This window comes from Streptomyces sp. NPDC097129 (assembly GCF_055668065.1).
In genome coordinates this window covers 303,264-315,754 of record NZ_JBVOQE010000003.1, presented here as the reverse complement: position 1 = coordinate 315,754, position 12,491 = coordinate 303,264, and the positions used below count along the sequence as shown (strand labels likewise).

The 12,491-nt window shown below is 72.6% G+C and carries 13 protein-coding genes and 1 pseudogene; 5 read left to right on the top strand and 9 right to left on the bottom strand.

What is annotated here, in order from left to right; genetic code table 11:
- The first annotated feature begins 122 nt into the window (after nucleotides 1-122).
- The 3 genes from AC0B9F_RS12120 to AC0B9F_RS12110 all read left to right on the top strand — a co-directional run bounded on the left by AC0B9F_RS12120 (nucleotide 123) and on the right by AC0B9F_RS12110 (nucleotide 2,580).
- Nucleotides 123-968, top strand: a complete 846-nt coding sequence (locus tag AC0B9F_RS12120; RefSeq protein ID WP_472001492.1) for a SigB/SigF/SigG family RNA polymerase sigma factor — start codon at nucleotides 123-125, stop codon at nucleotides 966-968.
- A gap of 301 nt (nucleotides 969-1,269) precedes the next feature.
- The gene (locus AC0B9F_RS12115) at nucleotides 1,270-2,100 is read left to right on the top strand and encodes an SCO4651 family lipoprotein (protein WP_472001490.1); all 831 of its coding nucleotides are present in this window, start codon (nucleotides 1,270-1,272) and stop codon (nucleotides 2,098-2,100) included.
- 141 nt (nucleotides 2,101-2,241) lie between these two features.
- The gene (locus tag AC0B9F_RS12110; protein WP_472001488.1) at nucleotides 2,242-2,580 is read left to right on the top strand and encodes a hypothetical protein; all 339 of its coding nucleotides are present in this window, start codon (nucleotides 2,242-2,244) and stop codon (nucleotides 2,578-2,580) included.
- Nucleotides 2,581-2,615: 35 nt separating this feature from the next.
- On the opposite strand, the gene AC0B9F_RS12105 is transcribed toward AC0B9F_RS12110, so the two are convergent.
- Nucleotides 2,616-2,789: a hypothetical protein gene (locus AC0B9F_RS12105; protein WP_472001486.1), complete on the bottom strand. Its 174-nt coding sequence runs from the start codon at nucleotides 2,787-2,789 to the stop codon at nucleotides 2,616-2,618.
- Between the two features lie 23 nt (nucleotides 2,790-2,812).
- On the bottom strand, nucleotides 2,813-3,169 hold the full coding sequence (locus AC0B9F_RS12100; protein WP_472002123.1) for a PRC-barrel domain-containing protein: 357 nt from the start codon (nucleotides 3,167-3,169) through the stop codon (nucleotides 2,813-2,815).
- Between the two features lie 406 nt (nucleotides 3,170-3,575).
- On the opposite strand from AC0B9F_RS12100, the pseudogene AC0B9F_RS12095 reads away from it, so the two are divergent.
- Nucleotides 3,576-3,928 (top strand): annotated as a pseudogene (locus tag AC0B9F_RS12095) (cytochrome P450); the annotation flags it as partial.
- A gap of 84 nt (nucleotides 3,929-4,012) precedes the next feature.
- Here AC0B9F_RS12095 and AC0B9F_RS12090 read toward each other — a convergent pair.
- From AC0B9F_RS12090 to AC0B9F_RS12060, 7 genes are all read right to left on the bottom strand, one after another.
- Nucleotides 4,013-5,278: a cytochrome P450 gene (locus AC0B9F_RS12090; RefSeq protein WP_472001484.1), complete on the bottom strand. Its 1,266-nt coding sequence runs from the start codon at nucleotides 5,276-5,278 to the stop codon at nucleotides 4,013-4,015.
- The gene (locus AC0B9F_RS12085) at nucleotides 5,275-5,892 is read right to left on the bottom strand and encodes a GTP-binding protein (RefSeq protein ID WP_472001482.1); all 618 of its coding nucleotides are present in this window, start codon (nucleotides 5,890-5,892) and stop codon (nucleotides 5,275-5,277) included. The genes AC0B9F_RS12090 and AC0B9F_RS12085 overlap by 4 nt, the downstream gene beginning before the upstream one ends.
- Nucleotides 5,873-6,229: a DUF742 domain-containing protein gene (locus AC0B9F_RS12080; protein WP_472001471.1), complete on the bottom strand. Its 357-nt coding sequence runs from the start codon at nucleotides 6,227-6,229 to the stop codon at nucleotides 5,873-5,875. The genes AC0B9F_RS12085 and AC0B9F_RS12080 overlap by 20 nt, the downstream gene beginning before the upstream one ends.
- A complete protein-coding gene (locus tag AC0B9F_RS12075) occupies nucleotides 6,226-6,645 on the bottom strand; it encodes a roadblock/LC7 domain-containing protein (RefSeq protein WP_472001466.1) in 420 nt (139 codons plus the stop codon). Before AC0B9F_RS12075 ends, AC0B9F_RS12080 begins: the two co-directional genes overlap by 4 nt.
- Before the next feature lie 114 nt (nucleotides 6,646-6,759).
- A complete protein-coding gene (locus tag AC0B9F_RS12070) occupies nucleotides 6,760-8,466 on the bottom strand; it encodes an ATP-binding protein (protein ID WP_472001464.1) in 1,707 nt (568 codons plus the stop codon).
- Nucleotides 8,467-8,848: 382 nt separating this feature from the next.
- A complete protein-coding gene (locus AC0B9F_RS12065) occupies nucleotides 8,849-9,970 on the bottom strand; it encodes a hypothetical protein (RefSeq protein ID WP_472001462.1) in 1,122 nt (373 codons plus the stop codon).
- A 140-nt stretch (nucleotides 9,971-10,110) separates the two neighbouring features.
- On the bottom strand, nucleotides 10,111-10,920 hold the full coding sequence (locus AC0B9F_RS12060) for a restriction endonuclease (RefSeq protein ID WP_472001460.1): 810 nt from the start codon (nucleotides 10,918-10,920) through the stop codon (nucleotides 10,111-10,113).
- A gap of 198 nt (nucleotides 10,921-11,118) precedes the next feature.
- Here AC0B9F_RS12060 and AC0B9F_RS12055 point away from each other — a divergent pair, with 198 nt between their 5' ends.
- Nucleotides 11,119-12,336, top strand: a complete 1,218-nt coding sequence (locus AC0B9F_RS12055; RefSeq protein ID WP_472001458.1) for an amidohydrolase family protein — start codon at nucleotides 11,119-11,121, stop codon at nucleotides 12,334-12,336.
- Nucleotides 12,337-12,491 lie beyond the last annotated feature (155 nt).

Below are 12,491 nucleotides of genomic sequence, written 5' to 3'. Positions count from 1 at the left end.
GGCAGTGACGCCGCTCACCATTGCCGTAGGCTGGGGGCATGACTCGCGCAGCGCCGGGTAACGGCCCGACAAGGACGGCCCGGGGACACGGAGCGGGCCGGTACGCTCAGGGAGGGTTCGAGATGGCGACGCGCGTCGGCACGACCACGGACATCGGCACGCCACTGCCGCAGATCACCGACCCGCAGAAGATCGCCCCTCAGGACGCCCGCACCCTCACCCAGCTGTTCCTCGAACGGCTCGCGGTGCTCGAGGAGGGCACCGCCGAGTACCAGTACGCCCGCAACACGCTCATCGAGATGAACATGTCGCTGGTGCGCTACGCGGCCGGCCGGTTCCGCAGCGGGAACGGCCAGACGATGGAGGACGTCGTCCAGGTCGGCGTCATCGGGCTGATCAAGGCCATCGACCGGTTCGAGATCTCCCGCGAGGTGCAGTTCACCAGCTTCGCCGTGCCGTACATCGTCGGCGAGATCAAGCGGTTCTTCCGTGACACCTCCTGGGCCGTGCACGTCCCGCGCCGTCTGCAGGAGGCGCGGGCCGAACTGACCAAGGCCACCGAGGAACTCCACACCCGCCTCGGCCGCGCCCCCGGAGTCGCCGAGCTGGCGGCGCTGATGAACCTCAGCGAGGACGAGGTCGTCGAAGCGCAGATCGCGGCGAACGGATTCACCTCCGCCTCCCTCGACGCGAGCATCAGCCAGGACCCCGACGACCACGAGACGGCGCTGTCCGCGGTCATCGGCATGGAGGACCCGGCCTTTGAACTGGTGGAGAACTTCCACACCCTGGCCCCGCTCATCGCCGAACTCGGCGACCGCGACCGGCTGATCCTGCATCTGCGGTTCGTCGAGGAGCTGACGCAGGCGCAGATCGGGGAGCAGCTGAACATCTCCCAGATGCACGTCTCCCGGCTGATCTCCCGCATCGTCGCCGGACTGCGGACGCAGATGCTCGCCACCCGCTGAAGCCGCCTGAACCCCCGGGCGGGAGTGCCGGCGTCCGCCGCCGGCACTCCCGCCCGCATGCTTGCCCCGCCCGCCCGCAGGTCTGTCCGTGTGCCTGTCCGGAAGTCGGCCCCTGGGTGCCCTTCTGGGGCCGGCGGCCTCGCCGTCCCGGGCGTAACAGCTCAACTCCCCTCCCACTCCGGTGTGTTCGGATGAATCCGGGGCAACCGGGACCGCATGACGGCGGCTGTCCGGCAGCCGCCACCGGTCGAGAGGGGGCAGGGGACTCATGGGGAACGCGTGGACGAGGTCCGGAGCGTTCATGGTGGCCACGGCCGTGGTGGGCGGCGTCCTGGCCGGCTGCGGAAGCGACGACGCATCCGACGCGCCAGGAAAGGCCGGCCGGTCCGGCGCCGTGCAGGAGCCGGGCGCCGCGGCCGTGCGCGCCGCCTACGACAGGACGGCTCAGGCCGACACGGCGAAGCTGAGCATGCGGGTCAAGGCGACGGCGGACGGACAGACGGTGGTCTCCGACGGACGGGGCGTCGTCGACCTGGAGGACGGCGACAGCGCCCTGACGGTGACCGCGCAGGGCCGCCCGGTGGAGCAGCGTGTGGTGGACCGCGTCCTCTACCAGAAGGTGCCGGGCGCCCGCACGCCGGCCGGCAAGCCCTGGGTGCGGATCGACCTGAAGCGGGAGGCCTCGCAGCAGGGCCTCGGCGACCAGGAGATCGGCGACCCGGCCCGGTCCGCCGCGTTCGCCAGGGCGATCACCGACCGGGGGGTGAGCAAGGCCGGCCGGGAGACCGTCGGCGGCGTGGCCACCACCCGCTACCGGGTCACCGTGGACGTGGCCGCCCTGCCCGACGGCGCGAACCTGCGCCGGCGGCTGGGTCCGACGGTACCGATGCAGCTGTGGCTCGACGACGACGGCAGGATCCGGCGCCAGCAGATCGTCACGGCCGTCAAGACGCCCATCCCGGCGTCCGCCGCGGGCTCCGCGCGCAGCGCCGCACCGCAGCAGCTGACGATCGACACGGTCCTGGAGTACTCGGACTTCGGCACGGACGTCGACGTGAAGGCGCCGCCCGCCGGGCAGGTGGCCGACCTGACCGACCGCGCGCCGCAGGACGGCGGCACCCCGCGCGCCTGACGCGCGGCAGGCGCAGGAGCGGCGGGCCGTCGGAACGCGGCGCCTGATCGCCCGTCAACCGATCCCCGTGGCGATCGCTTGATCCGGCCGATCGCGGGCATCCGCGACACTGCCGACTCACGCAGCCAGGGGAGGACCTTCATGAGCCGAGGACGCCGCATACTCACCGCTCTGCACGCCGCTGTCGGCCTGTGGCTGGTCTACTGCACCGTCCGGACCTGGGGCGCCGCGACCATGGGGACCAGTGTCGTCATGGCCGCCGCGGCCCTCACGGTCCTGGCGGGCGTCGCCGGCCCCGCCGTCGCCGACAGACGCCGCACCCTGCGTGAGCGCGACGACCGTGCGCGGCACGACGCGGTCGCCGAGATGCACGCCAAGCGGGAACTCGCGGCCGCCTGCTGCGAGCGCTGGTGGACCTCGCTCGGCGCCGACCACGACACCGGCTGCGCACGCCGCTCTCCCCGCAGCAGCGCCGCGTGACGTCCGCGGGCCCACAGGGGCCCGCCGCGACGGCGTCAGCGCGTACGGCGGTGCCGGCGTCCCCCGCGACGGAACCGCAGGGCTCCGTACACGATGTCGGCCAGCAGGACGATGATGCCGATGATCAGCAGGTAGAAGAGGCCGTGGACGACCGCCCCGATGAGGCCCAGGATCAGGGCCACGATGATCAGCAGCAGGAACAGGGTCATCCTGTCCTCCCGGTTCGGGTCGATCAGCGGCGGGCCAGACGCCGTTCGCCACCGGCTCCAGGGGTGTACTCGATTTCGTAGTGGGCGAAGACGGAGGGCTCGTCCTCGGCCGGGAGCACTCCGTCGACATCGATGGACGGAGCCTTCTTGATCACGTTCTTGGAGTGGGCGACCCTCAGGTAGCCCGGACCGACGGTGGCGCCGGTGAGCGGAACGAACACCAGGCGGCGGCGGGTGGGCAGGCCGACGGTGACGGTGGCGAAGAACGGCAGGTCGGTCGAGGTGTCCACGTAGACGGACTCGAGTGCTCCGATCTTGTGGTCGTCGGTGTCGACGACGTCGTGACCACGCCAGTTGCGGATGTCGTCCGCCTCGAACATGTAGGCCTCCCGTTCCGGCCCCTTCTTCATCTTGCCCCGGCGCCCGTCCACGGCGAGGCGTGGTCGAGGCACTCGGGTGAAGCGACTGTCATGCCGGTACCACCGAGCGGTGCGTCTCACACCCGTCATGGAAAGAAACCCATCAGGTTGACCGTTCAACTGGTGCGGGTGTGGAGGGGACGGTGTCCCCGGGCCTCATCTGTCGCCCGTGGGGACGATCGTCCGGCTGAAGCCCCACGGAGCCACTCGCCGCGAGGCGACCACCCTCCGCCCCCGCCCCAGAGCGCCCCGGTCGGCCTCCCCCGAGCCGACCGGGGCTTTCTCGCGCCGTGACACCGCAGACCGTCGCATCCCGGCGACGGCGATCAGGCGCTCAACTTCGGCCCGGACCGGTCTGTTTGAGCCAGTCGAGGTCAGCGGCGGCACCATCCCCGCCGGCGCCACGGTACCTGCCTGATCGGCGCGGCCAACCGGGACGAGCGACGCTTCCGCAACCCCGACCGCTTCGACCTCTTCCGCGACGACCTCTCGACGGACTCCGCGTTCTCGGCCGCCGCGGACCATCTCACCTTCGCGCTCGGCCGGCACTTCTGCGTCGGCGCGCTGCCGGCCAAGGCGGAGGTGGAGACGGGCATCGACCACCTGCTGGACGCCATGCCCGACGTCCGGCTCGCCGACGGCTTCGAGCCCGTCGAACAGGGCGCGTTCACGCGCGGCCCGCAGTCGCTGCGGGTGCGCTTCACACCGGCCACCGCCTGAGAGGCGCGCACCCCGTGGTCCGCGGACGGACGGGACGCGCTCGTCCCTCCGCCCGCGACGCCGGGACGATCCCCACGACAGGCCCTAGCGGATCGCCGGAGTGAACCGGACCGGCAGGGACGTCAGCCCGCGCATCCAGATCGACGGACGCCAGGTCAGCTCCTTGGCGTCGACCGCCAGCACCAGGTCCGGCAGATGCTCCAGCAGCGTCTCCACCGCCGTACGCGCCATGACGTCCGCCAGCAGCGGGGCCGGATAGGGGCAGCGGTGCTCGCCGCTGCTGAAGGACAGGTGCGCGGAGTTCTCCTGGCCGACGTGTGCCTCGGGCCAGATCTGCGGATCGGTGTTGGCCGCGGCGAGGCCCAGGACGAGGCAGTCGCCCTCGCGGATGAGGCGCCCGCCGAGCTGTGTGTCACGCACGGCCCACCGGCCGATGAACGCCTGCGTCGGCGTGTCCAGCCACAGCACCTCGTTCAGCGCGTCCCCGACGCTGACCCGGCCGCCGGAGACGTTCACCGCGAAGCGCTCGTCCGTCAGCAGCAGCCGCAGGGTGTTGCAGATCCAGTGGGCGGTCGGCTGCTGGGCCGCGGCGATCACGGAGATCAGGTCGTGCGCGATCTCCTCGTCACCGAGCCCGGCCGGATGCAGCAGCATCCGGGAGACGACATCGGGCCCGGGCCGCTCCCGCTTCTCCTTCACCAGCCGGGCCAGTCGCTCACCCACCCGCACGAACGCCGCGACCGCGTCGTCGCCCTCACCGGCGTCCAGCGAGATCCGCAGATCGTCGACGAGCTGCTCGGTGTCGGCACCGCCCGGCTCCACTCCGCACATCCACAGCACACCGCGGGCCGGCAGGGCGTGGGCGTACATGCTCATCAGCTCGGCCTGGCCACTGCCCGCGAAGGCGCCGATCAACTGCTCGGCGATCACCTGGCACTCGCGGGCCAGCTCGAACTGGTCCACGCCCTCCAGCGCCTGAGTGATCACCCCCGCGCGCCGCTGGTGCTCGGGGCCCTCGGTGAACAGCACCGACGGCTGGTAGCCGACGAACGGCAACAGGGGCCAGTCCGGCGCGATGTTCGGCCACTGGTTCCAGCGCCGCGAGTCCCGCGCGAACAACTCGTCGTGGCTGGTCACATAGCAGACCTCGGGATAACCGAGCACGAACCAGGCCGGGATGCCCCCTTCGAGCAGGACGGGCGCCACCGCTCCGTGCTCCTGGCGCAGGGTGCGGTACAGCTGCGCGGGTGTCTGCTGGTACTCCAGGCCGCCCAGCCGCACGGCGGAGGCGTGCACGGGGCAGCCGGGTGCGGGCCCGCCGGCGGGCGGGGAGCCGGTGGTGTCGCTCACGGTGTTCTCTCCTGGGACAGGGCCAATGCGTACAGGTGGTCCACCAAGGTGATGAGAACCTCCTTGCCGGAGGACCTGACCCGCGCGTCGCAGTCGATCATCGGCACGTCCTCGTTCAGGGCGAGGGCCTGCCGGATCTCCTCCAGCGAGAAGCGGTTCTCGTCACCGTCGAAGCGGTTGACGGCCACCACGAAAGGGGTGTTGTGGTGTTCCAGCCGGTCTATCGCATACCAGGAGTCCTCCATACGACGGGTGTCGACGAGGACGACCGCGCCCAGCGTGCCGGAGAACAGCCGCTCCCACAGGAACCAGAACCGTTCCTGCCCGGGCGCGCCGAACACATACAGCACCATGCGCCGGTTGAGCGTGATGCGCCCGAAGTCGAACGCGACCGTCGTGGTGGCCTTCCGCTCCACCCCGGCCGTCACGTCGACGCCCTGCCCCGCCCGCGTCATCAACTCCTCGGTGTTCAGCGGCCGGATCTCGCTGACGGACCGCACCAGGGTGGTCTTTCCGACCCCGAACCCGCCCACGACCACGATCTTCAGGCCGGTGTCGGCGGCATCGGCCAGCGGCGTGCGCTGGGAGGGCAGCTCAGAGGTTGCGGAGCCCATGGAGCACCTCCTGGAGCAGTGCGGTTTCGGGGAGGGACGCGACGGACGGGGCCGCGCGCGGGTGCCGGACACTGATCCGGCCGGTCGTGTGGAGATCGCCGAGCAGGATCCGTACGACGGTGATCGGCAGCTTCAGCTCCGCCGCGATCTCGACCAGCGCCGTGGGGTGCCGGCACAGGTCGAGGATCCGCGCATGCTCGGACTGCATCCCGGCACCTGGCTCGCACTCGCTGACGATCAGCGTCACCAGGTCGAAACTCTCGTCGGCTTCGCTCCGGCCGCCCGTGACCGTGTAGAGCCGGTCCGGATCGCCGACGTCCACGGGGTGGTGCATCACGCGGTGGTGCCCCGGGCGACCGCCGCGCGGGGCTCCGCCCGCAGGTGCTCGCCGATCTGCTCCACCATCTCCGTCATCTGGTGCCCCACGATGCCCGGGTCGGCGCTCTCCTGGGCGACGACCGCCAGATGCGCGCCCTGACCCGCCTGCACGATGAACAGCAGACCCCCGTGGAACTCGGTCATGGAGTGCCGGACGCCGCCCGACCCGTCGCCGAACTCCATGGACGCGCCCTGGGCGAGGGCCTGGATGCCGGAGCAGATCGCGGCCAGCTGGTCGGCCTGGTCCAGCGTCAGATGCTCCGTCCAGCACAGCTTCAGACCGTCCCGGGACAGGACGAGCGCGTGGCGCGTGCCCGGCGTGCGCTCCAGGAGGTTTTTCAGGAGCCAGGTGAGGCTGTTGTCAGTGGTCTCCATGGTGGGTGGGCGGGGCGACCGGCTGACGGTCGTCCGGCCCGTTCCTCCAATCCAACGAGGTGCTGTGAATCGGTGCGGGGTCAGGCAGTTGCACGGAAAGAGCGTGGCCCGACCCTAGTCGTCGGCCGTGGCGTCGGGCTTGTGGCCGGCGCTGGGCGTGGCGGAGCCGCCGGCGGCCCGCCGGCCGCGATGGAAGGCACCGAACCGGCTCCCCGCATCGCGTCCCACCCGCGCCTCGCCCTCCTCGGCCGCGGGCTCCTCCGGCACCGGCTGCTGCCGCGTCTGCTCCGCCTGCGCCATCGTGCGCCCCGGCGACCTCACCGGCAGCCCGTTGGTCGTGGCGGCGCGATGGCGCGGGATGTCCGCGCGCGGGCCGGGCGGGGCCTCGTGCGACGCGATGTGCGTCTCCCGTACCGGCAGGGGCGCCTCGGCCGCCGGAGCCGGCACCGCCACGGCCCCCGTCGCGACCGGCTCACGCTGCTGGGCCACCAGCTGGGGCGGCACGAGGACGACGACGCCGGTCCCTCCCCGCGACGACGGGCGGTAGTTGACGCCGATGCCGTACTTCACGGCGATACGGCCCACGACGGCCAGCCCCAGCCGCGTGCCCTGCAGCGAGGCCAGGTCGGTGACCTTGCCCGACACCGCGTCCTCCGCGCGGCGCAGGGCGGCGTCGGACATCTTCAGCCCGCTGTCCTCGATGGTGATGACGACTCCGGCGCTGCGCTCCTCGACGTACACGTGGACCTCGTCGATGGGCGGGGAGAAGTTGGCGGCGTTGTCCATGAGTTCGGCCAGCAGGTGCATCACGGCCTCGGCCGCGAAACCGGCGATGGCCGCCTTGCTGGAGGAGTGCAGACGCACCCTGCGGTAGGCGGCGATCCTGCCGACGGCCCCGCGCAGGATGCTCTCCATGACGATCGGCTTGTTCCACACCCGGCTGGGACGGCCGCCCATCAGCAGTGCCAGCCGGTCGGTCATGAGTCCGAGCTGCGAGGTGCTGTGGTCCAGGCGCAGCAGGTCGCCGAAGACCTCACCGGTGTGCCGGTCCTGCATGTCCCGCAGCGCCGCGAGCATGCTGACCGTCTTCGCCTGGACCCGGCTGAGCGCCTTGGCGGAGGCGGCCTGGGCGGCGGCCGAACGGCGCTCGCTGTAGGCGAGTTGCCGCACGAACCACTCGGCGGGGCCGCGCAGCAGGGGACTGTGCGGCCAGTCGAACCGGGCGAGGACGGTGTCGGCGGAGCTTCCCTCCCGCAGCAGCGCCATCGCGGTGGGCAGGGTCTCACCGGTCAGCCGCTCGAGTTCCGCCGTTCCGTGGGCCAGTTCGCGGCGCGCGGTCCGCGTCGCGGCGTCCGCGTCGGCGGCCCGCCGGACCGATTCCGCGAGCTCGGAGACGACCATGTGCAGCAGCCGGCTCTGGAGCGGGTCGGACGGCATGGCCACGCGGGCGAGGACCTCGTCCGCGGTCGCGCCGCCGTGCAGCTGCTTCGCGACGGCCGGGAGGGTCGCGTTGACCAACTGCGCGGTCCCCGCGCTGTGCTGCGTCCAGTTCTTCCTGGCCAGTTCGAGCTCGTCGGCGCGGGCCGCGGCCTGCCGGCGAGCGCGCAGCAGCAGCCGGGAAGCGCAGCCGGCGACAGCCGCCACGCAGCAGAATCCGGCGATCGCCGTCCCCAGCGCCCAGGTGCGCGCCGCAGCGGGTGCCAGAGCGGCTACGACGGCGACCCCCAGGGCCGCCACCGACAGTGCCACCGCGGCCAGAACCGGGGAGGAACGTGCCCCTTCGGCGGGTCGACGCTGGCGGGGGCTGGGAGGCACTGGCATTCCGCGGTTCCTCGGTCGGTGCGAGCAGGACGTGCGTGCACGTCGGGGACGGTCGCCGGAATCCGGTGGCCGGGCCGGCCGCCGCTCCGGGCGGTCGGCGCCCTTCCGGCCTTTTGCGGCCCGACCGGGCCATTTCCGGACCCTTGCGGATCAAGCACGCGCTCATGCTAGTCAGCCTGCGGTGCGCCGGGCCGCGTGTAACGCGGCCGACCCACGCACGAGTTCACTTCGTCGAAAAACAGCCACCGCACCGCACGTGTGTGGTATGCCGCCGGTCTCACACCCGGCCCTTCACGGGCGTCCGGCGGCCCGTTCACCGGGCCGATGCGCGACCTTCCGCAGGGTGACGTTGCCCGCAGTACGGGGATGAGAAGGAGCAGTTTCAGCCAACCGGGTGCCCGTCGGCAGGGGCCTCGACGGGCTCGTGCGCCCGCCCCGCAGCCACGCGCAGTGTCACCGCGGCCAGGGCTCCCGCCACCGCACCGCAGGTGACGGCGGCCGGGACGCCCACACCGATGCCGGCCACCAGCGAGGCCGGATCCCCGCCGTCGGCCACGGCGTGCAGGACCTCGCCGAGAGACAGGCCGACGGTCGTCGCACAGACCGTGCACAGGGCCATCGCCGGGACCGTGACCCGAGTCAGGAGCACCGGCAGTCCGCGCAGCGCCCACCACACCACACCGAGCAGGAGCACGTCACCGGCGCGGTACAGCAGCCAGTCGCCGAGCGGTGCGCCGCCCGGAGCGTCCCAGGCACTGAGCAACAGCCACTGGCGCAACAGGTCGCCCGGCTCGGAGAGCAGACCGATGCGCGGCGAGACGGACTGGATCCGGGCCGCGACCGGAACGTAGGACAGGACGAGCACCGAGAAGGCGACCACGGCCGTCCCCGCGGTGGCGGCGACCCGCGCGGCGCGCACCGGTACCGCGTGCTGCGGCCGCTGAGCCGCGTCCTTGGCGGTGACGCGCGCGATCAGCACCGTCGTCGCCGCGGCGACGAGCGCGCTCACCCCGACGATCTCACGCCCGGTGGAGATGACACTCGCGAGCTGCGGCAGGAAACGGTAACTGCCATGTCCCTGCGCGGCGATGAGCCACGGAGCCGAGACCGCCACGGCCAAGGTCCCGGACACCAGCCCCCACGCCCACACCGCGATCAGCGAGACCGCCGTCCGGCCGGGCGTCGGCGGCAACCGGCGGATCACCAGCAGCGCCCCGGCCAGGTAGAAGGCGAACACGGCGGCGAACCGGATCTGCAGCGCGGTGTGGTACAGCCGCTCATAGGGGCCGCCGCCCATGCCGGCGCCGTAGGCCTGCCCCGTGCCCGGCGGATCGTAGGACCAGGGGCTGAGCCAGTGCTGGAGTTCGGCGACGGACCGGCCCCCGAACACCGTGCTCGCGCCCTGGAGATCAAGCGCCTGGGTGCCGGACCCGGCCCACCACAGCAAAGCGGTGAGCAGGATCGCTCCCGCCGCCGCCGGTATCGCCGCCTGCCGGTACGTCATGAACATCCCCCGTTCGACCAGCCGACCCGAACGGCGCGCACTGCTCCGTGGAGCTGGTCCCGGGCGTATTCAACCAAGTGCTCGACGGGGAGTACGCGGCGGCTTCTCCCGACCGGTCAGCACCCCAGCACCTCAGCGCGTCAGCAGGTCAGACCGTCGTCCACGGCGGCGTCCTCCGCCGCCGTCCAGGGAGCTGCCGCGCTGCCGTCGCTCCACGCGCGCAGTGCCGCCCCGTCGACGCACACGATGCCGCACTGTGCGGCGTACTCGGCGGCCGGTGCCGTGAAGTCGCTCGTGGTCACCAGGACGGCGACGTCGGCCTCGTGCACGGTGTAGCAGGTGCCGCCGAAGCGCTGCAGGTCCTGGGAGCCGACGCGGTGCTCGTCGCTGTAGCGCTTGCACTGGACGACCACCCGCCGCCCGTCCGGCGCCACGGCCACGACGTCCGCGCCCAGATCGCCGGCGCCGCCGACGACTTCGACGCCGGTGCACCCGTCCCGTTCGCACAACGCGGCCACGGCCTGCTCGAACTCGTAGGCGTCCAAGGCGTCGTAGTCGACGACCCGCTGTTCCTCCGGTTCGAGGGGAAGGGGTTCGGCGGCCTGGCGCGGCACGAACGGCGTCTCGACGGCCGGTGTCTCCATGGCAGATGTCTCCAGCGCCTCCAGTGCCGTGTCCGTCGCCGCCTCCATGGCCGCGGCGGCCCGCCGAGCGGTACGGGCGGCGGTGACCCGGCGCCGGCGGCGGCGCAGCGCGAGGGCCGCCGCGACGACCACGAGGCACAGGGCGGCCTCCCATACCGGACGCCGCTGAGCGGCGGCGATCATGGTGCGGACAGCGAACCCGAGGGTGCACACGACGAGGGCGAGAAGGCCGAAGTACACGGCGGTGGCGCGCAGGTCGAACCTCCGCCGGCCGGTGCGGCGTATGCGGTGTGCGGGTGTGGTCACGGTGGTGCGGGCCCCCTCCTGGCAGGAACATGCTCGACTCCGGCCGTGTGCCCCCGATCAGCGAGTTCACCGGACCGGCAGGCCAGGGCACTTCCTCCCCGGGCGGCGCCGGTGTGCGCCGCGTCCGCGGCGCGGCTTGACGGACGGGTGTGCGCCTCGTGGCTACGCTCACCGGTAAGAGCGCCGCAGGAGGTTGCCATGCAGGTGTCACCCCGAGTGATCCGCGCCGCCCGTGCTTTCGACGGTGAACGCTTTCGGCCCGACGGCGTCGCCGTGTTCGTCCGGGACGGGCGGATCGTCGGCGTGGAAGCCGCGCAGGCACCCGTCCCGGAGGGCTGGGAGCTGGCGGATTTCCCGGACGCGACGCTGCTGCCGGGGCTCATCGACCTGCACTGCCATCTCGGCGCCGACAGCCACGACGGGGCACTGGATCGGATGGCCACCGACTCGCCGGACCGGCTGGAGGAGGTCATCGACGACTCCCTGCGGCGACAGCTCGCGGCGGGCGTCACCACGGTGCGCGACCTGGGCGACCGTGACTGGTCCGTGGTCCGCCGTCGCGACCTGGCCCGCGCGCCCGGTGCCGTGGGCGTGCCGGCTCCCGCGATCGTCGCCGCCGGGCCGCCGATCACCACTCCCGGCGGCCACTGCGCGTTCATGGGCGGCGGCGTCGAAGGCCCGGAGCAGCTGCGCGCGGCGGTGCGTGAACGCGTCGAGCGGGGCGTCGACGTCGTCAAGGTGATGGGCAGCGGCGGGGTGAACACACCGGGCACCGATGTGGCGCGCTGCCAGTACACCCTGGACGAGCTGCGGCTCGTCGTGGACGCCGCGCACGCCGCGGGACTCCGGGTGACCGTCCACGCGCACGCCCTGGCCGCCGTGGAACAGGCCCTGGACGCCGGGGTGGACGGCATCGAGCACTGCACGTGCCTGACCGCCGACGGCGTCCTGCTCCCCGACGAACTGCTGGAGCGGCTCGCCCGGCAGAACACGGCGGTGTGCCTGGCGCTCGGCATGGCGGCCGACGCGGTCCCGCCGCCGAACGTCCAGGCGATCATGGACCGCTTCGGTCTCGGCTTCGAACAGCGGCAGCAGGCGGCGGCTCGGATGCACCGCGCGGGCGTCCGGCTGGTCTCGGGCTCCGACAGCGGTATCAACGCCGCCAAGGCCCACGGCGTCCTCCCCGCCGCCGTCGCCGAACTGACCGCCGGGGGCATCCCGGCGGACGTCGCGCTCGCCACGGCCACCTCGCGCGCGGCGGACGCGTGCGGCGTCGGCGACCGCGCGGGCAGGCTCCGGCCAGGACTGGACGCCGATCTGCTCGTCGTCCGCGGTGACCCGGGCGCGGACATGGCGGCCCTCGCCGACCCGCTCGCGGTGGCGGTCCGCGGAACCTGGGTCTCTGCGCAGCGGTGACCAGCGGCTGAACGGCCCCCGCCGCCGCATGGCCGAAACAGCAGCCGCTCTTCCGCTTGGCCGAAACGAGGGAAGCGCAGTGTGCGGGAGTGGTGGAGTCTGGGCGCGGGAGAAACCGTGCCGGAAGGAACCGTGCCCGGACGACGGAACGGAGA

Bases quoted from the DNA above. Each gene is read 5' to 3' on its own strand.
- AC0B9F_RS12120 (WP_472001492.1), top strand. From the start codon at position 123: ATGGCGACGCGCGTCGGCACGACCACGGACATCGGCACGCCACTGCCG.
- AC0B9F_RS12115 (WP_472001490.1), top strand. From the start codon at position 1,270: ATGGTGGCCACGGCCGTGGTGGGCGGCGTCCTGGCCGGCTGCGGAAGC.
- AC0B9F_RS12110 (WP_472001488.1), top strand. From the start codon at position 2,242: ATGAGCCGAGGACGCCGCATACTCACCGCTCTGCACGCCGCTGTCGGC.
- AC0B9F_RS12105 (WP_472001486.1), bottom strand. From the start codon at position 2,789: ATGACCCTGTTCCTGCTGCTGATCATCGTGGCCCTGATCCTGGGCCTC.
- AC0B9F_RS12100 (WP_472002123.1), bottom strand. From the start codon at position 3,169: ATGTTCGAGGCGGACGACATCCGCAACTGGCGTGGTCACGACGTCGTC.
- AC0B9F_RS12085 (WP_472001482.1), bottom strand. From the start codon at position 5,892: ATGGGCTCCGCAACCTCTGAGCTGCCCTCCCAGCGCACGCCGCTGGCC.
- AC0B9F_RS12075 (WP_472001466.1), bottom strand. From the start codon at position 6,645: ATGGAGACCACTGACAACAGCCTCACCTGGCTCCTGAAAAACCTCCTG.
- AC0B9F_RS12070 (WP_472001464.1), bottom strand. From the start codon at position 8,466: ATGCCAGTGCCTCCCAGCCCCCGCCAGCGTCGACCCGCCGAAGGGGCA.
- AC0B9F_RS12065 (WP_472001462.1), bottom strand. From the start codon at position 9,970: ATGACGTACCGGCAGGCGGCGATACCGGCGGCGGCGGGAGCGATCCTG.
- AC0B9F_RS12055 (WP_472001458.1), top strand. From the start codon at position 11,119: ATGCAGGTGTCACCCCGAGTGATCCGCGCCGCCCGTGCTTTCGACGGT.